The organism is Xanthomonas fragariae (genome assembly GCF_900183975.1).
GTDB lineage: Bacteria > Pseudomonadota > Gammaproteobacteria > Xanthomonadales > Xanthomonadaceae > Xanthomonas > Xanthomonas fragariae.
The window spans coordinates 2,583,105-2,609,285 of the sequence record NZ_LT853882.1 but is presented as its reverse complement, the minus strand read 5'-3'; the positions used below and the strand labels follow the sequence as shown (position 1 = coordinate 2,609,285).

General features: G+C 63.8%; 17 protein-coding genes and 4 pseudogenes. 17 read left to right on the top strand and 4 right to left on the bottom strand.

Annotated features, from left to right (window positions below):
* Window position 1: 1 nt before the first annotated feature.
* A pseudogene (locus PD885_RS12030) lies at window positions 2–821 on the bottom strand (IS5 family transposase).
* Between the two features lie 306 nt (window positions 822–1,127).
* Between PD885_RS12030 and PD885_RS12025 the strand changes: the two are divergent.
* The 10 genes and pseudogenes from PD885_RS12025 to PD885_RS21430 all read left to right on the top strand — a co-directional run bounded on the left by PD885_RS12025 (window position 1,128) and on the right by PD885_RS21430 (window position 15,025).
* On the top strand, window positions 1,128–3,371 hold the full coding sequence (locus PD885_RS12025) for a type VI secretion system Vgr family protein (RefSeq protein ID WP_088056907.1): 2,244 nt from the start codon (window positions 1,128–1,130) through the stop codon (window positions 3,369–3,371).
* Between the two features lie 22 nt (window positions 3,372–3,393).
* A complete protein-coding gene (locus PD885_RS12020) occupies window positions 3,394–5,022 on the top strand; it encodes a hypothetical protein (protein ID WP_088056906.1) in 1,629 nt (542 codons plus the stop codon).
* Window positions 5,019–5,147 carry a hypothetical protein gene (locus tag PD885_RS22420; RefSeq protein WP_267896053.1) on the top strand — a complete coding sequence of 43 codons (129 nt, stop codon included), beginning with the start codon at window positions 5,019–5,021 and terminating at the stop codon, window positions 5,145–5,147. Before PD885_RS12020 ends, PD885_RS22420 begins: the two co-directional genes overlap by 4 nt.
* A gap of 18 nt (window positions 5,148–5,165) precedes the next feature.
* On the top strand, window positions 5,166–9,746 hold the full coding sequence (locus PD885_RS12015) for an RHS repeat-associated core domain-containing protein (protein ID WP_088056905.1): 4,581 nt from the start codon (window positions 5,166–5,168) through the stop codon (window positions 9,744–9,746).
* A 9-nt stretch (window positions 9,747–9,755) separates the two neighbouring features.
* Window positions 9,756–10,268, top strand: a complete 513-nt coding sequence (locus PD885_RS12010; RefSeq protein ID WP_108862507.1) for a hypothetical protein — start codon at window positions 9,756–9,758, stop codon at window positions 10,266–10,268.
* Window positions 10,269–10,375: 107 nt separating this feature from the next.
* A pseudogene (locus PD885_RS12005) lies at window positions 10,376–13,387 on the top strand (RHS repeat-associated core domain-containing protein); the annotation flags it as partial.
* A complete protein-coding gene (locus PD885_RS12000; RefSeq protein WP_002806302.1) occupies window positions 13,384–13,866 on the top strand; it encodes an SMI1/KNR4 family protein in 483 nt (160 codons plus the stop codon). The pseudogene PD885_RS12005 and the gene PD885_RS12000, both read left to right, overlap by 4 nt.
* A gap of 65 nt (window positions 13,867–13,931) precedes the next feature.
* The gene (locus PD885_RS11995) at window positions 13,932–14,219 is read left to right on the top strand and encodes an ECs_2282 family putative zinc-binding protein (protein ID WP_002806298.1); all 288 of its coding nucleotides are present in this window, start codon (window positions 13,932–13,934) and stop codon (window positions 14,217–14,219) included.
* Window positions 14,216–14,689, top strand: a complete 474-nt coding sequence (locus PD885_RS11990; protein ID WP_040762551.1) for a hypothetical protein — start codon at window positions 14,216–14,218, stop codon at window positions 14,687–14,689. The genes PD885_RS11995 and PD885_RS11990 overlap by 4 nt, the downstream gene beginning before the upstream one ends.
* A gap of 138 nt (window positions 14,690–14,827) precedes the next feature.
* The gene (locus PD885_RS21430) at window positions 14,828–15,025 is read left to right on the top strand and encodes a hypothetical protein (protein WP_088056902.1); all 198 of its coding nucleotides are present in this window, start codon (window positions 14,828–14,830) and stop codon (window positions 15,023–15,025) included.
* Here the strand turns inward: PD885_RS21430 and PD885_RS11980 are convergent.
* Window positions 15,022–15,216, bottom strand: coding sequence for a hypothetical protein (locus PD885_RS11980; RefSeq protein WP_002806259.1), 195 nt, complete (start codon window positions 15,214–15,216; stop codon window positions 15,022–15,024). The two genes, PD885_RS21430 and PD885_RS11980, sit on opposite strands and share 4 nt — an antisense overlap.
* A gap of 38 nt (window positions 15,217–15,254) precedes the next feature.
* Window positions 15,255–15,506: a SymE family type I addiction module toxin gene (locus PD885_RS11975; protein ID WP_002806258.1), complete on the bottom strand. Its 252-nt coding sequence runs from the start codon at window positions 15,504–15,506 to the stop codon at window positions 15,255–15,257.
* Between the two features lie 765 nt (window positions 15,507–16,271).
* Here PD885_RS11975 and PD885_RS11965 point away from each other — a divergent pair.
* From PD885_RS11965 to PD885_RS11955, 4 genes and pseudogenes are all read left to right on the top strand, one after another.
* Window positions 16,272–19,943: pseudogene (locus tag PD885_RS11965) on the top strand (DUF6531 domain-containing protein); the annotation flags it as partial.
* A gap of 69 nt (window positions 19,944–20,012) precedes the next feature.
* Window positions 20,013–20,900, top strand: a complete 888-nt coding sequence (locus tag PD885_RS22750) for an RHS repeat-associated core domain-containing protein (protein ID WP_425512141.1) — start codon at window positions 20,013–20,015, stop codon at window positions 20,898–20,900.
* Window positions 20,864–21,514 carry a DUF8184 family protein gene (locus PD885_RS20790; protein WP_485130153.1) on the top strand — a complete coding sequence of 217 codons (651 nt, stop codon included), beginning with the start codon at window positions 20,864–20,866 and terminating at the stop codon, window positions 21,512–21,514. The genes PD885_RS22750 and PD885_RS20790 overlap by 37 nt, the downstream gene beginning before the upstream one ends.
* 12 nt (window positions 21,515–21,526) lie before the next feature.
* A pseudogene (locus PD885_RS11955) lies at window positions 21,527–22,390 on the top strand (RHS repeat domain-containing protein); the annotation flags it as partial.
* A 78-nt stretch (window positions 22,391–22,468) separates the two neighbouring features.
* Here PD885_RS11955 and PD885_RS11950 read toward each other — a convergent pair.
* Window positions 22,469–23,119, bottom strand: a complete 651-nt coding sequence (locus tag PD885_RS11950) for a hypothetical protein (RefSeq protein ID WP_231892665.1) — start codon at window positions 23,117–23,119, stop codon at window positions 22,469–22,471.
* Between the two features lie 268 nt (window positions 23,120–23,387).
* On the opposite strand from PD885_RS11950, the gene PD885_RS11945 reads away from it, so the two are divergent.
* The 3 genes from PD885_RS11945 (at window position 23,388) to PD885_RS11935 (ending at window position 26,178) form a co-directional block, all read left to right on the top strand.
* Complete coding sequence (locus tag PD885_RS11945; RefSeq protein WP_002801819.1) at window positions 23,388–24,266, top strand: M15 family metallopeptidase; 879 nt, start codon at window positions 23,388–23,390, stop codon at window positions 24,264–24,266.
* Window positions 24,267–24,376: 110 nt separating this feature from the next.
* Window positions 24,377–24,637 (top strand): PAAR domain-containing protein, encoded by a 261-nt coding sequence (locus PD885_RS11940; protein ID WP_029996253.1) that lies wholly within the window; start codon window positions 24,377–24,379, stop codon window positions 24,635–24,637.
* Between the two features lie 59 nt (window positions 24,638–24,696).
* On the top strand, window positions 24,697–26,178 hold the full coding sequence (locus tag PD885_RS11935; protein WP_002801814.1) for a hypothetical protein: 1,482 nt from the start codon (window positions 24,697–24,699) through the stop codon (window positions 26,176–26,178).
* Window positions 26,179–26,181: the final 3 nt, after the last annotated feature.

Sequence of the window (26,181 nt, the reverse complement as noted above, 5' to 3'; positions counted from 1 at the left end):
CCTAACAAAACCAAGGAAGAAGGCGTAAGCAGATGATGGAGGATGCGAGCGAAAGCAACGCCAAGTGGATATCGATGCGACGTTCAAAGCGGATGCGCAATTTACCCATGCTTGCGAACCAGGCATGTGTGCGTTCGACGACCCAGCGATGACGGCCCAACCGGTCGTTGCGTTCGATGCCCTTGCGTGCAATCCGCGCAATAATGCCGCGCTGTTTGAGGAAGTCGCGACAACGTTGAATGTCGTAGGCTTTGTCGGCATGCAGTTTGCCAGGCCAGCGTCGCGGACGCCCTGGTTTTCCGCCGATCGCAGGCAAGGCATCAAGCAACTCCTCGAAGACGACCGAGTCATGTCGATTGGCACCGGTGACGCAGACAGCCGGCGGCACGCAGTTTCGATCAACGATCAGATGCCGTTTGCTGCGAGTTTGCCGCGATCGGTTGGATTTGGCCCTGTATACGAGCCCCCCGGGGGGAAGCCACGCTGGCGGCGTCCAGGCTTGCTCGGCTCAGATCCAGCTTCTCGGCGCGACGTAGCTCAGCCAGTAACGCCTGATGCAGACGATGCCACACCCCGCTGGCTTGCCAATCACGCAACCGCCGCCAGCAGGTCATGCCGCTGCCATAGCCCAGTTCCACAGGCAGGTCTTCCCACGCGATGCCCGTTCGCAACACATAGACGATGCCGTTGAGGGCCTGCTGATCACTGATACGAGGCCGACCCCCTTTAGGAGAACGCTTGACTTGCGGAATCAGTGGCTCGATGCGCTTCCACAGCGCAATTGGATCTGTTTGTGTCTTGCCATGACCCCATTTTGCCACTGCCAATACAGCATTCAAGAGGTTTTGTTAGCGGTTCTAACTAGCTTGCACAACTCTTAATGCTTTCATTTTTGAGGCCCGGCGGGCGCTCCTCCGGCAAAAATGCTGGCGCCGGCATGCGCGATCAGGCAAAGTCCGGCTGTTGGTCGCGCCGCCCGCCGTCGCACGCATTTCGCAGCGAGGGGCTCTTTGCCTGCATGTTGCGGCGATCGACGAGCCTGCAAGTCAGTGAAGCGAGAGTTATGGAGATTGGCGAGCGGTGCCGTATCGGCTACGTTCGCGATGGAACGGATCAGGAGAGGTGCCGTGCATGCCGAAGTGATATCCAGTGGAGTTGCCGCGCTACGTCTGAACCAGGATCGGCGCCTGATCCGGGTCACCACCGCGCTGGATCCGCACACCTTCATCGTCAAACGCTTCGAAGGCACGGAGACGGTATCGGCGCCCTATGCGTTCGCCGTCGACCTGCTGTCCGCGCAGCGACGCCTGGAACTGAAGCAACTGGTCGGCCAGCCGATCCAGCTCAGCCTGGGCGACGAGTTCGACGACCGCGTCGTGCACGGTTACGTCAAGGAGTTCGCGCTGATCGGCGCCGAAGGCGAATTGGCCGCGTACCGCGCCGAGGTCGCTCCGTGGTTCGCGTTTTTGCAGTACACCAGCAATTGCCGCATCTTCCAGGATCTGAGCGTGCTGGAGATCGTCGAGCAGGTGTTCGGCGAATACCCCCAGCTGGCCGACTACAAGTACGAGTTGAATGCCGGCAACTTCCCCAAGCTGTCGTATTGCGTGCAGTACAACGAATCGGATTTCACCTTCGTCTCCCGCCTGTTGGAGGACGCCGGCATCTACTACACGTTCGTGCACGCCGATGGCGCGCACACGATGCTGCTGGCCGACGATTCCACCGCCTCCACGGCACTGGGCGAGCCGGCGCCTGTGGCGTTCGTGTCCGACCAGGGCGTGCTGCGGACGCCCGGCTTGCACAGCTGGTCGGCGCGGCGCCGGGTCGGCCCCACCGCGCATGCGGTGAGTAGCTTCGATTTCAAGCAGCCGCGTACTGCGCTGTCGGCCAGCAAGGCGCGGTCGATCCCGGTCGGCGCGCTCCCGGAGCTGGAGCGCTACCACTACTACGGCGCGGCGCGTTTCGCCGACAGCCGCGTCGGCGATGCGTTGGCGGCGATCCGTAGCGAGGAAGCGGTGTGGCCCACCAAGTTGTTCGAAGGCGCCGGCAATAGTACCGAGCTGCAGGCCGGAGGGTGTTTCACCCTTGAACGGCATCCAGATTTCATTGGCCGCAGCGAGGACGACCGACAGTTCTTCGTCGTGCAGCTGCATCGCGAAGGCCGCAACAACTTCTCCAGCGACTACAGCCAGGCCGAAGCGCCGACCTATCTCTGCAGCGCCACCGCGCTGCGGCGCAAGATCCCGTACCGGCCGCTGCGCGACACGCCGCAGCAGCGCATGCCCGGCCCGCAGACCGCCACCGTGGTCGGCCCGCCGGGCGAGGAGTTGTACGCCGACCGCTACGGGCGAGTGAAGGTGCAGTTCCACTGGGACCGCAAGGGCCAGTTTCGCGAGAACAGCTCGTGCTGGATCCGTAGCGCCAGTCCGTGGGCTGGCGCCGATATGGGCGGCGTGTCGCCGCCGCGCGTGGGCCAGGAGGTGGTGGTGGATTTCCTCGATGGCGATCCGGACCGGCCGATCATCACCGGCCGCGTGTTCAACGAAGACAACATGCCGCCGTTCGGCATGGAGGTCAGCGGCCTGAAGTCCAAGACGGTCAAAGGCGGCGGCTACAACGAAATGACCATGCACGATACCGCCGGCGGCGAGCTGTTGAACATGCGCGCGCAGCGCGACATGGTCACCACCGTGCTCAACGACCAGAACGCGACGGTGAAGAACAACAAGAGCACCAGCGTGGCGGTCGACCACCGCATGGACGTGGGCTCCAACCAGAGCATCAGCGTCGGCGCCAACCGCGGCATCACCGTGACCGGCAACGACACGCTGGGCGTCACCGGCACGCGCAGCACCAGCGTCACCGGCGCGGTCACCGAGACCTACCGGGCCGGCGAGACCAAGACCATCGCCGCGGCCGGCTACACCGAAACCATCACCGGCAATTTCTCCACCACCCTGACCGGCAACTACACCAGCCAGCGCACCGGCGCGTGGAAGGAGACCGTCACCCAGACCTCGCTGCGCCAGGTGATCGGCAAGGTCACCGAGCAGCTGAGCGCCGGGCGCGAGGTCAGCATCACCGGCCTGGACAAACGCAGTGTGCAGGGCGCCGTGGAGGACGCCAACGTCGGCGCACGCACGGTCAGCGTCCAAGGCGACATGGAGCAGAGCATCACCGGCACCCACATGTTGATGTCCAACGGCAACATGACCCTGGCCTCGGGCAGCAACCTCACCGCGACGGTGGGCGGCGCGGCGATCGAGATCCTCGGCGAGAAGATCACCATTTCCGCCGGCGGTTCGGTGATCGTCATCGACGGCTCCGGGGTGTCGGTCAACGGCTCGGAAATCAAGCTGAACTGCTGAAACCTGGGAGGGCACCCGAAGCGTGAGCAAGAATCCGGTCGAACGACGTATCGAGCTGCTTGGCGATGCGTGGATGCAGGCCAGCGAGGACCCGGCGCTGCGCCTGTTGGTATGGCGTGTGCCGGCCAACGCCGCGCGCCTGCTGGCCGCCTTCTTCGAGGCGCAGAAACATCCCGGCGACTGGAACGCGCCGGATTACTTCCTGCGCCTGGATACGCCGTTCGACACGGGCTTCGGCTACAGCCGCGCGCTGAAGCAGGCGCTGCACGCCAGCTACCTCGGCAGCCAGAGCGCGCTGCGCGAGCAGGGCGTGGAACTGGGCTGGCCCGGCCCGGGACCCTCGCAACCGGACAGCGCGCTGGGCGTGGTCGAGGTTCTGGATTCCTTCGCCGCCTACCACCAGGTGCATCTGCGCTATCTGGCGGTGGTGTTGGAACCGGAGCGGACCACCTCTGGCGATGCATTCGCGCGCTGGATGGACGCGGCGCTGGCGGCGGCGCCGTCGCCGGCGCTGCGCCTGGTGCTGGTCGACACCCACGAGGATCCGCGCTGGCAGCCGTTGCTGGAGCGGCATGCGGCGATCGCCACGCGCATCGAACCGCCGCTGGACATGTTCGACATCGCGCGCGAAACCGCGGCGCAGTCGGGCGGCGCGGGGCCTGCGGTGGCCTACCGGCAGATGCTCAGCGACCTGATGACGGTGCTGGAGCGCGGCAGCGCGACGCAACTGGCGCAGCGCGTCGAGCGGCCATTGGCGCTGGCGCAGCGGCACGGTTGGCCCGACCAGCAGGTGGTGCTGAACATGATGCTGGCCGGCGGCTGGCTGAAGGAAAAACAGTATCCGCAGGCCATCGCCAGCTATCGGCAGGCGCGCGAGTGCGGCCTGCAGGCCCTGGCCATGCAGCACCCGGCCGCGCGCGACCTGGTGATGCAGAGCTGGTACGGTGAGGCCGGCACCTGGTTCGTCGCCGGCCAGCCCGGCCGTGCCGCCGAAACCTACGTCGCCGCGGCCAAGGCCGCCGCCGAGATCCCCAACCCGATGTTCGTGATCGAAGCCTATCGCATGGCCGCGTTCTGCCTGGCCCAGGACGGCCAACGCGAGGCCGCGCGCGCGCATGGGCTGGAGGCGATCCGTGCGGCCAAGCCGTTGCCGCCCGCGGACCGCCGCACCACCACCTTGCCGCAAACGCTGCAGGATCTGCTGCTGCTACAGGACAGGCCGCGCGCGCAGAAGCTGGACCAGTGCGCCGCGTCGTATCTGCAGGCGGTGGCCGCGCTGCACGCGCAGGCCGAGGCGCAGGCCGCGCAGCTCGGGCCGCGCCCGCACAGCGCGCAACTGGATCGCATCGAGGCCGCGCTGCATGCCGGTTTCGAACAGGCCTTCCATCGCGTCGCGCAGGAGCGCGAACGCCTGATCCAGGGCGGCGACGCGTTCTTCCGCAAGGTGGTGGCGGTGGGGCGCGACTTCCTGCATCCGACCTGGAACGGGCTGCCGGACATCCGCCATCCGCTGGACAACGAGATCCCCGCCTGGACCGAGCCGCCGGCGACGCAGCCGCTGCCCGATCCGTCCGCCCTGACCGGTTCCGCCACCACCACGCGCGATACGCAGGCGCCGGGACGTTCCGGACTGACCGAGGCCACCGCATGAGCGCGCGCAAACTGGCCGTGTTGGCCGTGTTCGTGGTGATCGGCATGGGCGCGGTGGCGTGGCTGGGCGTGGAGCATCGCGACGACGTGCGCGCGTTCCTGCGCGCATTGGCCCGTGCCCTGTAGCGACGAAGGAGCGTAGCGATGAGCACCGCCGCCAAGCATTTCGATCCGCAGTTGGGCATCGACATCCACATGTATGGGGTGCCGCCGTGTCCGCTGCCCACGCCGCATATCGGCATCGTGCTGGACCCGTTCGACTACCTGCCGTTCCTCGGCGCCACGGTCACCGTCAACGGGGTCAAGCGCGCCACCGCCGGCACCGGCGGGCTGGACATCCATATTCCGCTGGGCGTGTGGGCGCCGGAGCTGGCCCTGCCGATGGGGCCGCAGTTCGATGGCGAAGAGATCTTCATGGGCAGCAAGACGGTCACCGCCGATGGCGACCCGTTCTCGCGGCTGGCGGTGCCGGTGCTGGATTGCAATCTCGCCGGGCTGATCCCGCCGTTCCGGTTCAAGAAGCCCAAGAAGCCGCTGCGTTCGCTGTTGCTGCCGACCGGCATCAATGTGGCCATCCCGAGCAACGTGCAAGTGGGCGGGCCACTGACCGTGTCGTGGATGACGCTGGGGTTGCATGCCGGCTTCGCCGCGCTGGGCGCGCTGCGCCGCTCCAAGCTGGGCGTGCGGGCGGCGGAGGCGTTCAAGGGCCTGCGGCAGCGTGTGTTCAAGCACATGGATTCGGGCTTCCTCAAGTGCAAGGTGCTGCGCGCCGAGCCGGTGGACATCCGCGACGGCAGCGTGTCGGTGCAGCACGAGGACTTCGCGATCCCCGGTCGGCTGCCGCTGGCATGGTCGCGCGGCTACGGCTCGGCGCGCGGCGAGGAGGCCGGGGCCTGCGGCCACGGCTGGCAGACGCCGGCCGACATCCGCCTGGAGATCGACGCCGACGGCGTGGTGCTGTTCCACGACGGCCACAGCGTGGCCGTGTTCCCGCAGCTGCCGGACGCCGACGGCGCGCCGGTGTTCGAGTTCGTCGACGGCGCGCGGCTGCTGCGCGAGGGCGCCGACCTGCTGGTGCGGACCAAGTCCGATCTGCGCTACCGCTTCGGCGATGCGCCGGCGGCCGGTGTCGGGGTGCTGCCGCGCGCGCAAACCTTGCCGATCGCGCAGGTCGAGGACGCCTGCGGCAACCATTGGCGCTTCGAGCGCGGCGACGGCCACCTGGTGCGCATCGTCGAACGTGGCGTGGACGGCCTGCAGGGCCGCTTCATCGAGGTGCAGTCGCGGCACGGCCGCATCGACCGCCTGCAACTGCACGATCCGGCCACCGGCCTGACCCATCCGCTGGTGGCCTATCGCTATGTGGAAGGCGATCTGGTCGCCGCCGAGGACGCGCTGGGGGTGCCGCGCACGTTCGCGTACCGCCAGCACCGCATGGTCCGGCATACCGATCGCGTCGGCCTGTCGTTCCACTACGCCTACGACGCGCAGTGGCGGGTGGTGCACGCCTGGGGCGATGGCGGCCTGTACGACTACCGGTTCGCCTACGACGCCCTGCTGCGCGAGACCCAGGTGACCGATTCGCTCGGCCACGTGTCGCTGGTGAAGTTCGACGAGCACCGCCTGCCGCTGTGCGAGATCGATGCGCTGGATGGCGTCACCGTGTTCGCCTACGACGCGGTCGGCCGCACCGTGGCGGTCACCGACGCCGAAGGCCTGCGTACCGAATTCGACTACGACGCGCGCGGCAACCTGCTGCGCCTGCGCCGTCCCGACGGCAGCACGCTGCACCAGGTCTACGACGAGGACGACCGGCTGCTGTCGGTCACCGACCCGGGCGGCCACGCCTGGCACCAGGTGCACGACGCGCGCGGGCTGCTGCAGTCGCAGACCGATCCGCTGGGCGCCACCACGCACTACGACTACGATGCGCAGGGCCTGCTGGTGGCGCAGCGCAACCCGCGCGGCGCGCAGACCGCGCTGGGCTACGACCGCTACGGCCTGCTGGCGTCGCTGCGCGACGCGCTGGGCCACGAGAGCCGCTACGCGCACGACGCGCTGGGGCGGCTGCACCGGCAGATCGATCCGCTGGGCCAGGCCACGCACTACGACTACGACGCCAAGGGCCGGCTGCTGCGCATCCGCTCGGCCGACGGCGGGCAGGTGCAGTGCGATTACGACGCCGAGGGCCAGCTGGTGCGCTACGTGGACGAAGCCGGGGCGCAGACCCGGCTGCACTACGTGGGCATCGGCCAGATCGGCAAGCGCGTGCAGCCGGACGGGCATACGGTGGAATACCGCTACGACAGCGAAGAGCAGCTGGTGGCGGTGATCAACCAGCGCGGCGAACGCTACGAACTCAAGCGCGACGCGCTGGGCCGCATCGTCGAGGAGACGGACTACTGGGGCCAGTCGCGGCACTACCAGTACGACGCCTGCGGCCGCCTGACCGCGACGATCGACCCGCTGGGCCAGCGCATCGGCTTCGCCACCGACCCGCTCGGGCGCATCGTCAAGAAGACCTTGCCGGACGTGCGCGCGCCGGGCCAGCAGGTGCAGGAGCAGTTCGCCTACGACGCGCGCGGGCAGCTGGTGGAACTGCGCAACCGGCATCGCACCGCCACGCGCAGGTTCGATGCGCTGGGGCAGTTGCTGGAAGAAGTGCAGGACGGGTTCCGCGTCGGCTACGGCTACGACGCCGTGGGCAACCGCGTGCTGCGCGAGACCTCGGCGGGCAACCGTATCGCGTTCGGCTACGACCTGCGCGACCAGGTGGTCGAAGTGGCGATCAACGACGACGCGCCGATCGCCATCGAGCGCGATGCGCTGGGGCGCACCACCCGCGAGCAGCTCAGCGCGCACGTGCAGCGCCAGTTCCAGTACGACGGCCGCAGCCTGCTGACCGCGCAGTCGGTGCTCAAGGACGCCGTGCCCCTGTTCGAGACCACCTACGACTACGACCGCGCCGGCAACCTGACCCACCGCCGCGACAGCGTGCAGGGCGTGGACGAATACCGCTACGACGTGCTGGGCCGGCTGCTGCAGCACACCGATCCCAAAGGCAGGATCGAGCGCTTCTTCAACGACCCGGCCGGCGACCGCCTGGCCACGCGCGTGCAGCAGGTGCAGCTGCGCAAGGTGGCCGGCGGCGACGACGACCAGCAGGTGCAGTGGACCCGGGAAGGCAGCTACGCCGGCGTGCACTACGTGTTCGACCGCGCCGGCGACCTGATCCGCAAGGGCAGCCCGACCGGCCCGCAACCCGACGACCTGGAACTGCTTTGGGACGCCAACCACCGCCTGGCCGAAAGCCGCAAGGCCGGTCAGGCCACCCACTACGGCTACGACCCGCTGGGCCGGCGCGTGTTCAAGCGCAACCAGACCCACACCACCTGGTTCTACTGGGACGGCGACGCGCTGCTGGGCGAAGTGAAGCAGGCCCACGACGAACCGGACGCAGCGCGGGTGTGGGTGGGGAATGTGGCTGACTTGATCGAAGCCAAGCGTCGCAAGGAAAAACTCGCGAAGCTGCACGAGCGTACGCGCGAGTACGTTTATTATCCCGACACCTTCATGCCGCTGGCTTTGATCGAGAAAGAATTGCGGTCGGTCCGAGGGGGAATGGGTGCAGTATCGGCAGCGATCCCGGAGAACACAGCGCTGGCGGTCCCGGCAAAGCCCAATGCCGCAGTACCGGTCGATCATTCTTTGCCACTTCCCCCTACAACTACATCGTCACAAAAACAGCCGGTGATGATGCCGTCAAGACCGCTCGGCGTACTTGGCGGTAGCGTGCTGCTGCGGGAGTCCACAACAGCGAAAGTTGGAGGCAACCGTGAGGCTAAGGAGCAAGGGTCCATAGGTGCGCTAGGTACTTTCCGGGGGTTGCCACCTGGCAATTCGGATCAAAGTGTCACAATTACAAAGGCCTCGGCATCTCCATTTGCGATTGATTCGATTAGTCCACTCTCATTCTCTGAATCAATAATAACAAGCCAAGATGCAGTTGCTGGTGCTGAGTGGTGCTCGATCTCCTACCAGTATTGTGTTGATCCTAATGGATGTCCGGTAAAGTTGATTGATACAGGCGGTACGACTGTATGGGGTGCTGCTTATAATGCCTGGGGAGGCGTGCGTGAATTGTTGGTTGGTTTGATTGAAAACAATGTGAGGTTTCAAGGCCAGTATTTCGATTTTGAAAGTGGATTGGCATATAATCGATATCGTTACTATGCTCAAGACTTGGGTTCGTATATAAGCCAGGATCCGATGGGTCAGTTGGGTGGAGTTAATATATATGGGTACGGGTGGAACCCTATCGCGAATGCCGATCCGCTTGGATTAATGCCGTGGCCGAACCCTACGAATGTTGGGCATCATTTGGTGCCTCAGAGCTTAGCTAGATCAGTTGGTGGGGACGTTGGGACATATCTTGGCACCAACCGCAATACTCCTACTTTCTTTTTTAATGAACCCTATCAATCAGGCGCTCATGAAGCTATTCACAGAGCGCAGCGGCCTCATGTTGGAAGGCTTCAGGGATCCTGGAGCGGGACTGGTGATGAGTTAATCGACGCCTCTGGACGGGGGCTAGCGAATGTTGGACATATTAGGGGGGACTTGAGAATACCTGCCACGGGCGAAATCTTGGCGCGCGATGTCACACCATCTCAGGCGTTTGAAAAGCTCAAGGAATGGTTTAATAAAGCTAGAAGTGGATGCTAAGGATACTCAATGAACTGCTTTAAGTTAACTGTAGATTTTAATGGGATGGTCCTGTTCGATCCGGACCTTTTGTCGAATTATTATGGAGGGCTTGAAGAGGGTCATAATCTCTGGGGCGACTTCACTGCCACAGAAAAAGGTGATGAGGTAATACGCCGTGGAATAATAGTCCCGCTTCTTGGGATAAATGATGGGCTATACGATGTTTGTGTCCGTGCGACGAATGAACCCACAATGTGGGATGTGAGACATTTAAAAGAAAACGGCGGATTTCCGCTCCAGGTGTCTAGCAGGCTGGTAATTGCAGACTTGGCTGTATTGCTGGAGTGGTATCCAAACGAAGGCTGGTTTGATCTTGATATTCCATCGGGAATTTATGAGGTTGACATATTGGGGTACCGGAAGGTGTTTGGTGGGATAGTTGAATCATGTGGCTATGATTTTGTCTTAAAGACATCTAATGGTCTTCCCCATATGTCAGCGGTTTTGGACAAGGATATGCAAGTGCTTACCCTTGAATAATGATGGGATGACAAGTGCTTCGAAATGCCGTGGCGAACTCAGTATCTAGCAGTGCGGCGGTCATGGGCTATAGCGACAGCGATCTACGCGTATTGCTGTCGCCTCATCGAATCGACTACGACGCGCGCGGCAACCTGCTGCGCCTGCGCCGTCCCGACGGCAGCACGCTGCACCAGGTCTACGACGAGGACGACCGGCTGCTGTCGGTCACCGACCCGGGCGGCCACGCCTGGCACCAGGTGCACGACGCGCGCGGGCTGCTGCAGTCGCAGACCGATCCGCTGGGCGCCACCACGCACTACGACTACGATGCGCAGGGCCTGCTGGTGGCGCAGCGCAACCCGCGCGGCGCGCAGACCGAGCTGGGCTACGACCGCTACGGCCTGCTGGCCTGGCTGCGCGACGCGCTGGGCCACGAGAGCCGCTACGAGTACGACGCGCTGGGGCGGCTGCATCGGCAGGTCGATCCGCTGGGCCAGGCCACGCACTACGACTACGACGCCAAGGGCCGGCTGCTGCGCGTGCGCTCGGCCGACGGCGGGCAGGTGCAGTGCGCGTACGACGCCGAGGACCAGTTGGTGCGCTACGTGGACGAAGCCGGCGCGCAGACGCGGCTGCACTACGTGGGCATCGGTCAGATCGGCAAGCGCGTGCAGCCGGATGGGCACACGGTGGAATACCGCTACGACAGCGAAGAGCAGCTGGTGGCGGTGATCAACCAGCGCGGCGAGGCGTACCGGCTGCGCCGCGATCCGCTGGGCCGCATCGTCGAGGAGACCGACTACTGGGGCCAGTCGCGGCACTACCAGTACGACGCCTGCGGCCGCCTGACCGCGACGATCGACCCGCTGGGCCAGCGCATCGGCTTCGCCACCGACCCGCTCGGGCGCATCGTCAAGAAGACCTTGCCGGACGTGCGCGCGCCGGGCCAGCAGGTGCAGGAGCAGTTCGCCTACGACGCGCGCGGCCAGTTGGTGGAGCTGCGCAATCGGCATCGCACCGCCACGCGCAGGTTCGACGCGCTGGGGCAGGTGCTGGAAGAAGTGCAGGACGGGTTCCGCGTCGGCTACGGCTACGACGCCGTGGGCAACCGCGTGCTGCGCGAGACCTCCGCCGGCAACCGGATCGCGTTCGGCTACGACCTGCGCGACCAGGTGGTCGAAGTGGCGATCAACGACGACGCGCCGATCGCCATCGAGCGCGATGCGCTGGGGCGCACCACCCGCGAGCAGCTCAGCGCGCACGTGCAGCGCCAGTTCCAGTACGACGGCCGCAGCCTGCTGACCGCGCAGTCGGTGCTCAAGGACGCCGTGCCCCTGTTCGAGACCACCTACGACTACGACCGCGCCGGCAACCTGACCCACCGCCGCGACAGCGTGCAGGGCGTGGACGAATACCGCTACGACGTGCTGGGCCGGCTGCTGCAGCACACCGACCCGAAGGGCCGCATCGAGCGCTTCTTCAACGACCCGGCCGGCGACCGCCTGGCCACGCGCGTGCAGCAGGTGCAGCTGCGCAAGGTGGCCGGCGGCGACGACGACCAGCAGGTGCAGTGGACCCGCGAAGGCAGCTACGACGGCGTGCACTACGTGTTCGACCGCGCCGGCGACCTGATCCGCAAGGGCAGCCCGACCGGCCCGGAACCCGACGACCTGGAACTGCTCTGGGACGCCAACCACCGCCTGGCCGAAAGCCGCAAGGCAGGCCAAGCCACCCACTACGGCTACGACCCGCTGGGCCGGCGCGTGTTCAAGCGCAACCCGACCCACACCACGTGGTTCTACTGGGACGGGGACGCGCTGCTGGGCGAGGTCAAGCAGGCCCATGACGCGCCGGACGCGGCGCCGGTATGGGTGGACAACGTCGCCAACCTGATCGAGGCCAAGCGCCGCAAGGAGAAGCTTGCCAAGCTGCATGAGCGCACGCGGGAGTACGTGTATTACCCGGGTACTTTTGTACCGTTAGCTTTGGTCGACGCGGAAGCTCCAGTTTCACGTGGGTATCTTCGCGAAATGCCGATTGATGTTTCGCGGGGGCTATCGGATGAATCGAGAAGTCTAAAGAATCTAGGGGGGACTATTGGTGCCACTCGGTCGCCTTTTTTAAACCTAAGGCAATCTGAAACGAGCGAGTCCCTTGACCTGCCACGCGAGGGCTCGCGCGGCAATGTATTAGGTTCGCTGGGCGGAACGATTCTCGGTGGTGCGGGCGGGGTGCCTTCAGGAAATGGTGAAATTTCTGGCGGAGCAGGTGGACGGAGAAGTGAAAATCCGGAAGCGAGTTTGCTGAAGGACAATGTTGAGACGGACCTCGGAAATGACGAGGTGGAAGCTGTTTCGCCTCAGGATGCTTCAGTATATTGGGTGGAAAAGCATGGCGCCTCCATGACGGTAGACGAGCAAAGACTTGCAGGGATTGTAGTTAATGAACGAGTGAGGGCTGTCTTTCATTATCAGGTCGATCCTAATGGGTGCCCGCAGCGCTTAATTTCGAGCGCCGGAGAATTAGTGTGGTGTCTTGACTGGAAGTCATCATGTTGGGCTGGATTTAAAAGTACTGGTGAATTTGAAAGCTTTATAAGATTTCAGGGGCAGTACTATGATGTCGAGACTGGATTAAGTTACAATAGATATAGGTATTATGATAGTGTGCTTGGGTCGTACGTTTGTCTCGATCCTATCCGTTTGGATGGCGGAATATCTTTGTATGCGTATGGTGTTAACCCTATATTGTACATTGACCCTTGTGGGTTAAGCCCGGTTGCTGCGTATGACATAGTTGGATACGGAATAAAGCAGCCTGGATTGGAGATGCATCATGGGATATTGGATGTCTGGGCAGCGAATAATGTTCCTGGTTATATATCAAGGGCATCTCATAACCCAACTATAGCTCTTACCAAAGCCGAGCACGGCGCAACAAAGAAAGCGTATCGTGACTGGTTGGAAGATAGAACTGGCAGGCGTGTCGGGGGTAAGGTCGACTGGAGCACTATTTCTAAGCCTGAGATCTATAGGATAAGTGAAAAGATGTTCAACGAAGCCGGTGTTCCGAAAGCCGCTCGAAAAAATTACTATCGAGAATTTAACAAATATTTGAAGAGGGGCTGCAGGAAGTGAGCGAAATTTCCGATCTAATCGAGTTAATCAGCTCCAGGCGCGACTGCATCGTGCTTCCTGTCGCGCGCGAGGCTGAGATCTCAAGTCATCTTCCAGCAGACCTTAAATCTTTTTATGAAGTATGCGGTGGTGTGGAACTTTTCACTCATGCTGAATACCCACTGGCTGTGTCTGCACCTAATGAACTGCATCTATCCAATGAGGTTATAGTTGGAGAAATTAATTTGGGGGATATAACTGACTCTTGGGTTATAGTCGCTACAGGGCGTTCCGATGAATATGTGTCGTTGGACACCGGAGCTGAAAGACTGGGGTGGTGTTACGACAGCTTCTGGGATCGCCATGGTGTTGCCGGTTCCTGCCCCGTGATAGCTCGAAGTTTTTCGGAGTTTCTCCGTAAATCTGTTGAGTGTGCCGGGCAGCGCTATTATTGGTTGGCGGACGGATTCCAGTCTTATGGCGACGCTTATGATGATTGATAATGAGGGGGATTTTAAAGGGAAATTAAGTATTCTCCTGAAACCAACATCATCTGAGGTGAGCTATGCCAATTGAAGCCGGAAAATACGACCGTTCGATCACTCCCTTCTGTCCAACTTGCGGAGGGACGCAGTTTTCTAGTGACGATTCCTATGCCTCCGCAACTGCTCTCTTCAAATGTGCCAGCTGTGGCCTTGAGATTCCAAAAGACGAGCTCAACCGAGCCAACTCTGAAAATATCGACGAGCACGTCAAAGAGATTAAACAGGAGGTCGCCAAAGATATCCAGAAGCAGCTGAACGATTCGCTCCGAAAAGCGTTCGGCGGAAGCAAGTACTTCAGGATTAAATGATGCCCTCTTTTAGCACGGGCGATGTCATCGCAGTGGCTGCTTTCCTTCTGTCCGCCTACGCCGCCTGGAAGACCTACCAATTTAACGAGAAACAGAAAGGCCTGATAGAGAGTCAGGAGCGATTGAATAAACTTCTTCTCGAAAAAGAGGCCGGCGATGCAAGTAATACCAAAAGAGCCGACTTGGGCGCAAACTTCATCAAGCTTGGCAGCAATCAATATCGGCTAAAAATATTCAACAAAGGCAAGTCTGCTGCTCGCAATGTGTCCATCGAGTTCCCGGAAGGAAACGATTGCCTCATCGATTCTGACATCGAAGCCAAGTTCCCCTTAGAGCGAATGGACCCACACCAGTCCGTTGAACTCATTGCCGCGGTGCACATGGAGACCAAAAGCAAACAAGTCATCAAACTTTACTGGTCCGACGATCACGCGGAGAACAACGAGAAGCTGGTGTATCCAACAATCTGACGTAGCTGTTTGCGCGCCCGAAAGAAGCGAGAGGCACGTAAAAAGTCGCCGCTGCAAAACATCGCCGACTCGCATGAACACTGCAACAACGGGGCCAGAGGAAATATTTGCTTTAAATGGATATTTCCTCTGGCCCCGTTGTTCACCCCGTTGTTCACCCCGTTGTTCACCCCGTTGTTCACCCCGTTGTTCACCCCGTTGTTCACCCCGTTGTTCACCCCGTTGTTCACCCCGTTGTTCACCCCGTTGTTCACCCCGTTGTTCACCCCGTTGTTCACCCCGTTGTTCACCGCCTACCGGTCGGTCATGTCCTTGAGCGTTTGCGCGCCCACCTAGTCCAGGATGCCGCGCGCCGCGCGGGCGGCGGTGTAGATGGCTTCTCCCAGCGCGGGGAGCGTGCGGGGATCCAGATAGGGCGCCGTGCCGGCGGCGAGGATGTCGCCATGCGCGGTGAGGGTGCGGATCAGGCCGTCGAGCGCATCGGCCTGGTCGAGTGTGATGCCGAAGACAACGTGGCTGGATGCCATCTCAGCGATCCTCCTTTGCGTGGTGGGCGATGGCCGCGTCAGTCCTTGCTGGCCACGCTCACCACCAGTTCGCCGTCGCGCACCTGCACGCGCAGCGTCTGGCCGATGGCGAAGCCCAGCTGTTCCAGCCAGCGGCCGCGGAAACGCAGCATGGGCACGTGCTGGTGGCTGGTGGGGTAGTAGCCATAGCCCACCGTGCACTGCGTGGGCGGGCGCGGGCGGCGCGGCGCGCGTGGCGGGCGGGCCAGTTCGGCGGCGATGGCGGCCGCGGCTTCTTCTACCGACATCATCGGGTGCACGGTGGCTCGATGTAACGCAGGTGACCGACCGGCTCGGGCGGGGCAGTGGGCTGCGGTTGGCGCGCTGCACGTTTGCGGGCAGTCGCGGGGCGGGCAGTCGCGGGGCGGGCAGGGGCGCTACGGGGTGGCGGTTGACGCATGGCACAGCCTCCTTGGCAGACAGGAACCCGCGCCGAAGGGCGACGGGATGTCGGGAGGTTAGAAACCGCTAGTAGCCGGCGGGCTTATTTCCCCGAAGGGTGTTGTATTCACCGCCCTCCCGACGCAGACAGCGCGTCGGAGTGTGCCTGCGGACAGGCACAAAAAACCCACCGGTTTGACGGAGGTGGGCGCCGCTACTAGAGGAGTTTCTACGCTCCTTGGAGTAGATGATGCTGCTGGTTTTTGGGGATGCCAACTGGTTTTGGCTGTAGCGCGAAGATGGGGCGATAACGGGGCCGGAGGAAATATGCGCTTGAATTAGATATTTCCTCTTGCCCCGTTGTTCGCCGCTGTTCGATGTTTCATTTTTAAGGCCCGGTATAGCGTTTTTCGGGTAAAAACGCTGGCGCCTGGATGCGCGATCAGGCAAAGTCCGAGCGTTCGTCGCGCGGTCCAAGGTCGCTCGCATTTCGCAGCGAAGTTTGCGCTACCTGCCTGTTGCGGCGCTCGACGAGCCAGCAAGTCAGTGAAGCGAGAGTTATGGAGATTGGCGAGCGGCGCTGTATCGGCTACGTTCGCGATAGAACGGATCAGGAGAGGTGCCGTGCACGCCGATGGGCGCCGCAGCTGAGCCTGCCGATGGGGCCGCAGTTTGACGGCGAAGAGATCTTCATGGGCAGCAAGACGGTGTCGGCCGATGGCGACCCGTTCTCGCGGCTGGCGGTGCCGGTGCTGGACTGCAACCTGGCCGGGCTGATCCCGCCGTTGCGGATCAAGAAACTGAAGAAGCCGCTGCGTTCGCTGTGGCTGCCGACCGGCATCAATGTCGCCATCCCGACCAACGTGCAAGTCGGCGGGCCACTGACCGTGTCGTGGATGACGCTGGGGTTGCATGCCGGCTTCGCCGCGCTGGGCGCGCTGCGCCGCTCCACGCTGGGCGCGCGCGCGGCGAAGGCGTTCAAGGGCCTGCGGCAGCGTGTGTTCAAGCACATGGATTCGGGCTTCCTCAAGTGCAAGGTGCTGCGCGCCGAGCCGGTGGACATCCGCGACGGCAGCGTGTCGGTGCAGCACGAGGACTTCGCGATCCCCGGTCGGCTGCCGCTGGCATGGTCGCGCGGCTACGGCTCGGCGCGCGGGGAGGAGGCCGGCGCCTGCGGCCACGGCTGGCAGACGCCGGCCGACATCCGCCTGGAGATCGACGCCGACGGCGTGGTGCTGTTCCACGACGGCCACAGCGTGGCCGTGTTCCCGCAGCTGCCGGACGCCGACGGCGTCCCGGTCGTCGAGTTCGTCGACGGCGCGCGGCTGCTGCGCGAGGGCACCGACCTGCTGGTGCGGACCAAGTCCGACCTGCGCTATCGCTTCGGCGATGCGCCGGCGGCCGGCGTCGGGGTGCTGCCGCGCGCGCGGACGCTGCCGATCGCGCAGGTCGAGGACGCCTGCGGCAACCATTGGCGCTTCGAGCGCGGCGACGGCCACCTGGTGCGCATCGTCGAACGCGGCGTGGACGGCCTGCAGGGCCGCTTCATCGAGGTGCAGTCGCGGCACGGCCGCATCGACCGCCTGCAACTGCACGATCCGGCGACCGGCCTGACCCATCCGCTGGTGACCTATCGCTATGTGGAAGGCGATCTGGTCGCCGCCGAGGACGCGCTGGGGGTGCCGCGCACGTTCGCGTACCGCCAGCACCGCATGGTCCGGCATACCGACCGCGTGGGCCTGTCGTTCCACTACGCCTACGACGGGCAATGGCGGGTGGTGCACGCCTGGGGCGATGGCGGCCTGTACGACTACCGTTTCGCCTACGACGCGTTGCTGCGCGAGACCCAGGTGACCGACTCGCTGGGCCACGTGTCGCTGGTGAAGTTCGACGAGAACCGCCTGCCGCTGTGCGAGATCGATGCGTTGGACGGGGTCACCGTGTTCGAGTACGACGCGGTCGGCCGCACCGTGGCGGTCACCGACGCCGAAGGCCTGCGTACCGAATTCGACTACGACGCGCGCGGCAACCTGCTGCGCCTGCGCCGTCCCGACGGCAGCACGCTGCACCAGGTCTACGACGAGGACGACCGGCTGCTGTCGGTCACCGACCCGGGCGGCTACGCCTGGCACCAGGCGCACGACGCGCGCGGGCTGCTGCAGACGCAGACCGATCCGCTGGGCGCCACCACGCATTACGACTACGACGCGCAGGGCTTGCTGGTGGCGCAGCGCAACCCGCGCGGCGCACAGACCGAGCTGGGCTACGACCGCTACGGCCTGCTGGCCTGGCTGCGCGACGCGCTGGGCCACGAGAGCCGCTACGAGCACGACGCGCTGGGGCGGCTGCATCGGCAGGTCGATCCGCTGGGCCAGGCCACGCACTACGACTACGACGCCAAAGGCCGGCTGCTGCGCATCCGCTCGGCCGACGGCGGGCAGGTGCAGTGCGCGTACGACGCCGAGGACCAGCTGGTGGGCTACGTGGACGAAGCCGGCGCGCAGACGCGGCTGCACTACGTGGGCATCGGCCAGATCGGCAAGCGCGTGCAGCCGGACGGGCATGCGGTGGAATACCGCTACGACAGCGAAGAACAGCTGGTGGCAGTGATCAACCAGCGCGGCGAGGAATACCGGCTGCGCCGCGATCCGCTGGGCCGCATCGTCGAGGAGACGGACTACTGGGGCCAGTCGCGGCACTACCAGTACGACGCCTGCGGGCGGCTGACCGCCACGATCGACCCGCTGGGCCAGCGCATCGGCTTCGCCACCGACGCGCTCGGGCGCATCGTCAGGAAGACCTTGCCGGACGTGCGCACGCCGGGCCAGCAGGTGCAGGAGCAGTTCGCCTACGACGCGCGCGGGCAGCTGGTGGAACTGCGCAACCGGCATCGCACCGCCACGCGCAGGTTCGACGCGCTGGGGCAGGTGTTGGAAGAAGTGCAGGACGGGTTCCGCGTCGGCTACGGCTACGACGCCGTGGGCAACCGCGTGCTGCGCGAGACCTCGGCCGGCAACCGCATCGCGTTCGCCTACGACCTGCGCGACCAGGTGGTCGAGGTGGCGATCAACGACGACGCGCCGATCGCCATCGAGCGCGATGCGCTGGGCCGCGCCACGCGCGAGCAGCTCAGCGCGCACGTGCAGCGCCAGTTCCAGTACGACGGGCGCAGTCTGCTGACCGCGCAGTCGGTGCTCAAGGACGCCGTGCCCCTGTTCGAGACCACGTACGACTACGACCGCGCCGGCAACCTGACCCACCGCCGCGACAGCGTGCAGGGCGTGGACGAATACCGCTACGACGTCCTGGGCCGGCTGCTGCAGCACACCGACCCGAAGGGCCGCATCGAGCGCTTCTTCAACGACCCGGCCGGCGACCGCCTGGCCACGCGCGTGCAGCAAGTGCAGCTGCGCAAGGTGGCCGGCGGCGACGACGACCAACAGGTGCAGTGGACCCGCGAGGGCAGCTACGACGGCGTGCACTACGTGTTCGACCGCGCCGGCGACCTGATCCGCAAGGGCAGCCCCAACGGCCCGGAACCGGACGACCTGGAACTGCTCTGGGACGCCAACCACCGCCTGGCCGAAAGCCGCAAGGCCGGGCAGGCCACCCACTACGGCTACGACCCGCTGGGCCGGCGCGTGTTCAAGCGCAACCCGACCCACACCACGTGGTTCTACTGGGACGGGGACGCGCTGCTGGGCGAGGTCAAACAGGCCCATGACGCGCCGGACGCGGCGCCGGTGTGGGTGGGGAATGTGGCCGACTTGATCGAGGCCAAGCGCCGCAAGGAGAAGCTTGCCAAGCTGCATGAGCGGGTGCGGGAGTATGTGTATTACCCGGGCAGTTTTGTGCCGCTGGCGTTGATCGAGAAGGAGCAGGGTGCTGCGCCGCTCGAGTTGGCGCAGCTCGCTACAAGTTCGATCTCGCAGATATCGCGATCCGATGCGCCGGCTGTGGCTAAGCATGCGTTGACGGACAGTCGCGGCTCGGATTCCACCCAGCCTCCAAAGCCATCCGCGCCCGCAGACATGTCCCCGCCGCAGCTAACGCCATCCGCGCCGCTGGGCGTGCTGGCGTCGTCCGCACCCAAACTGGCAGCGGCCGACGGCGCTGCAAAGCCTGCGGCGATGGCGGCGCCGACAGCCATCAAGTCCGGCAAGCCGCCTGGCGGGGGAGGGCTGGGCACGCTGGGCGGAGACCTGGTGGTGGGGCAGGGTGCGGGAACCAAAACGTCTGCGATTGCGGGAGCCTTGGTCGATACGCCAACTGGTGTGGCGACATCCGATGAGGCATCGGCAGAGGGCGAGCAAAAGCCGTCGAACTTGGTCGCCTTGGGTGCATGGGGCGAACCGTCCGCTTCCAGCAGGACTCAGGTGGCGGGTAGCCGTTATATCGCCGTCAATACATCGGCGGCAGATGCGCCGGAAGTTAATGCGCTCGCCGCAGCGGATAGAGCAAAAGAAGAACTGCAATTCAGCTTTTCTAGGTTGGCTGAATCAGGGGGGTGGCGATCGGTGAGCTATCACTATCAGGTCGATCCCAATGGATGTCCTACGCGGCTATTAGCAGCCTCTGGGGACTTGGTTTGGTTTGTGGAATATAACGCTTGGGGAGAGGTAAACGAATATCTGGTATCTATTGTTGAAAATCGCCTGCGGTTTCAGGGGCAGTATTATGATATAGAAACAGGTCTGCACTATAACCGATATCGATATTACGAAAACGTCGTGGGGCAATACGTGTCACGCGATCCAGTCGGGTTGGTTGGAGGTATGAATTGTCATTCGTACGTGCAAAATCCATTTGCATGGACTGACCCTCTCGGTTTGTGGGGTGAGCCCATGAATGGAGCGTCCGCGACGGTAACCGTTGGCGACATTTCACGGCGTGCTAGAAGTAGTAGCGCTGGGCATGCGGAGATAAATGCGTTAAACTGGTTCCTGGATGAGGGGGGTGGTTTTGACGAAAAAAAAGTGGTAATCAGTGATGTGGTGGGTCACTTCAAAAGCGGCGAGCTCCCTGTCGGAGTTTGTACGGGGTGCCGGACAAACATATTCGATCTGTTACAACAAGGTAATGCTTCTGGTGTGGTAATTCCAAAGACTGTCGGTAATAGATTCGTTGGAAATATTGAGATTGATTCTTCTGATTTTGCTCGGGTGGGTCGTGAGATCAGAGGTATTTATGATGGTGCGGGGACTAATAAGCAAAAGTCCGACAAAGCATGGGAAGTTCTGGAGGGTGCGCAGTGCAGAAAATAAGTAACCCAAAATTCTCAGTTATTTCTTATGATTGTAGAAGTCCTAAGATGCGGGTTTCAGCAGAGCCTTCTCTATACCTTGACTTGGAACGTTCCGAGCTTGAATTGGATCAAAATCCACTGGGCGACAGAGTCCTTTGCCCTGTTTCTGACTTGAAATTTAGATCTGATTTCAGTGGCATAGAATTTTCTTCATTCTGGAAAGGGGAGTCCGAGCGATTCGACGTTAAAAGCTCATATCCCATAGATAAATTTATTTATGGAATAATCAGCGAAATTCTAACTATGCCCAGATCGGCAGGGGCGGGTTTTGGCGACGTCTTTCAGTTTTCCTTTGAGAAGGGTAAATTCGTCTCGTTTAATTTAATGCGATTATCGAGGGATGGGGTTGTTGAAAAATCTATTAGAGTCGTAGAGAAGGAGGGCGTTATATTTATGGTTATTCCAAGCCCTTGGAAACGGGTGGGGCTAAAGAAAGTTATTGTCGCTGAGGGTCGAGTCAGTCTGATTTCTTTTGATGATGTGTTCGAATATGATCTTCTTTTGCCTGAATGCATTTCGCGCTTTTTGCCGGGATTATTTTCATTTATTCCGGGGGCGGTGGACTCTATCTGAAGATCCGGGCTGGACGTGCGCGCGCCGGGCCAGTAGGTGCAGGAGCAGTTCGCCTACGATGCGCGCGGGCAGCTGGTGGAACTGCGCAACCAGCATCGCACCGCCACGCGCAGGTTCGATGCGCTGGGGCAGGTGTTGGAAGAAGTGCAGGACGGCTTCCGCGTCGGCTACGGCTATGACGAAGTGGGCAACCGCGTGCTGCGCGAGACCTCCGCCGGCAACCGGATCGCGTTCGGCTACGACCTGCGCGACCAGGTGGTCGAAGTGGCGATCAACGACGATGCGCCCATCGCCATCGAGCGCGACGCGCTGGGCCGCACCACCCGCGAACAGCTCAGCGCGCAGGTGCAGCGCCAGTTCCAGTACGACGGCCGCAGCCTGCTGACCGCGCAGTCGGTCCTCAAAGACGCCGCACCGTTGTTCGAGACCACGTACGACTACGACCGCGCCGGCAACCTGACCCACCGCCGCGACAGCGTGCAGGGCGTGGATGAATACCGCTACGACGTGCTGGGCCGGCTGCTGCAGCACACCGATCCCAAAGGCAGGATCGAACGCTTCTTCAACGACCCGGCCGGCGACCGCCTGGCCACGCGCGTGCAGCAGGTGCAGCTGCGCAAGGTGGCCGGCGGCGACGACGACCAGCAGGTGCAGTGGACCCGCGAAGGCAGCTACGCCGGCGTGCACTACGTGTTCGACCGCGCCGGCGACCTGATCCGCAAGGGCAGCCCCAACGGCCCGGAACCGGACGACCTGGAACTGCTCTGGGACGCCAACCACCGCCTGGCCGAAAGCCGCAAGGCAGGCCAAGCCACCCACTACGGCTACGACCCGCTGGGCCGGCGCGTGTTCAAGCGCAACCCGACCCATACCACTTCGCGTGGCGGCGCCAGATAGTGCAGCGACGTGGCGCCCATGGCCACCATGGCGAGGAATCGCTTGCGATGCGCCGCGTCAGTGCGCCGGGCAGGCCGGATCTTTGCCGGTGAGCGCTGCACAGATCTTCTTGCGACACTCCAGGCCGGCCATCGTGTTGGCGCCTGGACATTGACGCAGTTGGGTCTGCACGTTGGAGCTGGTCGACGCCGAGTGCGAGTCGATCGCGTCGAATGCCGCGTCGGTCTCGGTCGCGTTCTTACTGTCATCGGCCTGGATCTTCGCGATCAGCGAATCAATCGAGTCTTGTTTTGCCGTCGGCTTTTCGTCGCGCTTGATGATGCCCATCAGTGTGGCCAGCAGGTCGCTGTTGTCGTCCTGTACGTGCTTGCCGTTGGCCGGTGCAACGCGTGGCTTGCGTTGCGAGGTGGCCGCTGCCGGCTTGGCCGGCGCCGCCGCGGTGCTGGCGGATGAGGCGCTGGGCAATCCGTCGACGGCGCGGGTCGGATCGCTGACGGCTTTGTCGTCTACGATCATTGCGCCGCCCGGCGCCGGTGTTGTGGCGGCGGCGCCGGCGACCGATGTGGGATTGGCGGAAGAGACGGTGTCGGTCGCCTGCACGGTGGTGTAGGCGTCGAACTCGGCGTCGGCCTCGGCACGTCCGGCATTCCAGCGCAGCGCCGTGAACGCCGCGCCCAGCAGCGCCACTCCGAGGACGGCGATCAACACTAAGCGGGTGGAGTGGGTCCGCGGCGCCTTGGCACGGACGCTGGACGGCGCGCTGGTTGCGCGGCCTTCCATATCGGCCAAAATGCGCCCGGAGCCGGGTGGCTGGGTCTGTCCGTGGCCCGAAAGAAGACTCGGGCGATTTAATCCGCCATTATTCAAGTGCAATCCAGCCCTTGTTCGGCGAGCGCCTGGGATTCGTCTATCTTCATTCTAGTGCTTGGCGCTGGCCCGTCAACTGCACAGGAAGCAGCATCATCAGGAGGATGTAGTGGCAGTCGTCGTTGCGGGCGTGGTGATCTTCCTGCTGGTGGTGTCTATCGCCTGCTGGCTGCTGTTGTTTCCGGAGGCGCTGGAGCGGGTGCAGGCCTGGTTAGGCGAGCGCCTGCGCGGCCTTCGGCAAGGCGCCGGGCGGGTCGGCCAGCGCGTGGGCCGCAGCGCTGGCGGAGTCGGCGAGGGGGTGCGCGGCGGGATCGGCGGGGTGAAGGATTTCTTTCGGCGTCATCGCTGGGTCATCCTGTGCGCGACGCTGCTCTTGCTGGTGCCGCCGAGCGTGATCCTGATGGTCCGGCAGAACGTGGCGCTGGAGGATTTCCGTGCCGAGGACATGAATGAATCCAGCAGTATGGTGGCGCAGCTGCTGCGCGGCGAACGCTTGGTGCCACCGCCGCCGCCGCCGCCGGAGGTATTCGCCACCGAGGAGATCCGCCGCACCCGCCCGGAGATCGTCACTGCGGACCGGCGCTGGGAAAACATCAATGCCGACCTACAGCAGCGCGTGCTCGCGATCTACGAGGTCATGCGTCGCCAGTACGGTTACGAAATGGTGCTGGTGGAGGGGTATCGCAGCCCGGAGCGCCAGGCCGAGTTGATGGGCGGCGGACGCGCCACCCGCGCCAGCGCTTGGCAGAGCTGCCACCAGTACGGCCTGGCGGTGGACAGCGCGCCGCTGCGCGACGGCAAGCTGCAGTGGGACATGGGCGATCCGTGGACTAAACGCGCCTACTTCCTCTACGGCGAGCTGGCGCAGCAGGCCGGGCTGGAGTGGGGCGGCAGCTGGCGCAGCATCAAGGACTACGTGCATGTGGAGAAGTTGGAGGCCTGCCGCAGCGCCCGCGCCGTCAAGCGCGCCGAATTGGCCCAAGGGTGAGCCGGGGCTGAACTCCTGTTATATTCTCCTCCGTGGCGGCGATCGCGCCCCACGGGGGCGAATGGCGGCGACGGACCGGCCCCGGCGCAACGACCATGGAGGTAATACTGATGTCACGACCTTTTATTCTTGTGGGCGATCAGCTTGATCATGGCGGCAGCGTGGTCACCGGTTCGGCCGAAACCGATGTGGACGGCAAGCCGGTGGCGCGTATCGGCGACAAGGTGGTGTGCAGGGTGCACGGTCAGACTGAGATCGCCAGCGGCGACGCCACGGTGATGATCGATGGCAAGCCGGTGGCCCGGCATGGGGACAAGACCGCCTGCGGGGGGGCACTGATTTCAACCCAGGGAACGACCGGCATAGGATGACGAGGCAAGGTGATTCGGCTCCCGTCGATGCCTAATCCACTCATGGAGCGAGGATGCTAATGTCCGGAATTGTTCGGAGCGCGTTGTCTGCGGCCGTGTCTTTCGGTGTTGCGTGGGGTGGTTCGATCTTCTACTGGCGCAGCAGCGGCACCACGCCCAACGGCATGGAGATGCTGACTTATCTGGGCATCCTGCCTGCAAGCCTACTGGGCGGCAGCTGGCTGTTGCGCGATATGGGCCGGCGCTCGCTGTCGCGCGCCACCGACGCAGCAGACAGCGCTGCGGCCAAGGCTGTCGAGCACAGCGATTCCAAAGCGGCCGCTGCGAGTTCATCTTCTCCGGAGGCGCCGCCGGCCTCCGGCGCCAGGCCGGCACTGCTCGCCGGTGCGGTAAACTTGTCCCTGGGCCAGCAGCCGCAGGCCATTCTCGCGCTGCGCGGCAATCTGCCGCGGCCTGTGCTGCACAAGCAGTTCCGCGACCGAGACGGGCTGCCGGTTTTTGTCGCGCAGGTGCCGGACCTGGCTGCGTCCGATGTGGCCGAGGCGATGCTCGCCTCGGCCACATCGGACGCGGGCGCCAACGAGCGCCCGCTTGAGCATCACACGCGTGCCATCGCACTGCTCGAACCGATCGCCGAGGCGCTGTTGCTGGATGCTGCGCAGGCGCTACCGCCGCTGCCCGAGGCCCAGGACCGAGTGGTGGCCGGGCTGCGTCACCGGGTCGAGGCGCAGGTGCAGAACGTGCTGCGCATTGAGCTGTGGCTGCCCGCGGACTGGCCCGCGTCGCTGCACCAGGCGCTGGGCGACTGGATGCTGGAGTCCGCCAGCGAACACGGCCTGGATCCGCGCCGCTTCGGAGTGGAGGTCATCCCGATGGCGACTGCCGACGATGCATGGTCGCGGCTGCAAGGACTGGCGCGTGGCGCGGAGTCGGCGGTGGACGGCTGGCAGTTGATCATGGCCTGCCATTCGACGATCGATCAGGCGCAGATCGAGCAGATGCTCGAAAGCGGGCGGCTGATGACGCGCCATTCGCCCGACGGACGCGTACCCGGCGAGGGCGCCAGCGGAATCTTGCTGGCGAGCGGGCCGGGCGCGTCCGGCGACGTGCTGCTGCATCCGCTGCAGCGCGTAGGCATGCCGTTGGACAGCGGCGCCAAGACCAGTGCGCGCTTGACCGGAGAGCTGGCGGCGCAGACGCTGCAGCGCGCCGCGCTCGCTCCCACGCAAGTGGACCTGGTGCTCAGCGACGCCGACCACCGCGCCAACCTGGCGGCCGAAGCCGCTGCCGCTGCCGCGCTGGCCTGCCCGCATCTGGACACCGCCTTGCAGTGCCTGCCGCTGGCCGCCGCCACCGGCGATCTGGCCGCGGTGCAACCGCTGGTGATGCTCGCACTTGCCCACGCCCATGTCGCCGCCGGGCGACAAGCGGTGCTGATGCTGGGCGTTGATCAGGCAGGCCTGCGTATTGCCACGCTCGTCAGCCATCGTCTTTCCCCCCAGCAAGATACCGACGTCGGCGCCGTGCCGGCGTCCGCCTAACCG

Bases quoted from the DNA above. Each gene is read 5' to 3' on its own strand.
- PD885_RS20790 (WP_485130153.1), top strand. From the start codon at position 20,864: ATGGGAAGTTCTGGAGGGTGCGCAGTGCAGAAAATAAGTAACCCAAAA.
- PD885_RS11980 (WP_002806259.1), bottom strand. From the start codon at position 15,216: ATGGCATCCAGCCACGTTGTCTTCGGCATCACACTCGACCAGGCCGAT.
- PD885_RS11940 (WP_029996253.1), top strand. From the start codon at position 24,377: ATGTCACGACCTTTTATTCTTGTGGGCGATCAGCTTGATCATGGCGGC.
- PD885_RS11935 (WP_002801814.1), top strand. From the start codon at position 24,697: ATGTCCGGAATTGTTCGGAGCGCGTTGTCTGCGGCCGTGTCTTTCGGT.
- PD885_RS12010 (WP_108862507.1), top strand. From the start codon at position 9,756: ATGAACTGCTTTAAGTTAACTGTAGATTTTAATGGGATGGTCCTGTTC.
- PD885_RS12015 (WP_088056905.1), top strand. From the start codon at position 5,166: ATGAGCACCGCCGCCAAGCATTTCGATCCGCAGTTGGGCATCGACATC.
- PD885_RS11975 (WP_002806258.1), bottom strand. From the start codon at position 15,506: ATGATGTCGGTAGAAGAAGCCGCGGCCGCCATCGCCGCCGAACTGGCC.
- PD885_RS11995 (WP_002806298.1), top strand. From the start codon at position 13,932: ATGCCAATTGAAGCCGGAAAATACGACCGTTCGATCACTCCCTTCTGT.
- PD885_RS22420 (WP_267896053.1), top strand. From the start codon at position 5,019: ATGAGCGCGCGCAAACTGGCCGTGTTGGCCGTGTTCGTGGTGATCGGC.
- PD885_RS11990 (WP_040762551.1), top strand. From the start codon at position 14,216: ATGATGCCCTCTTTTAGCACGGGCGATGTCATCGCAGTGGCTGCTTTC.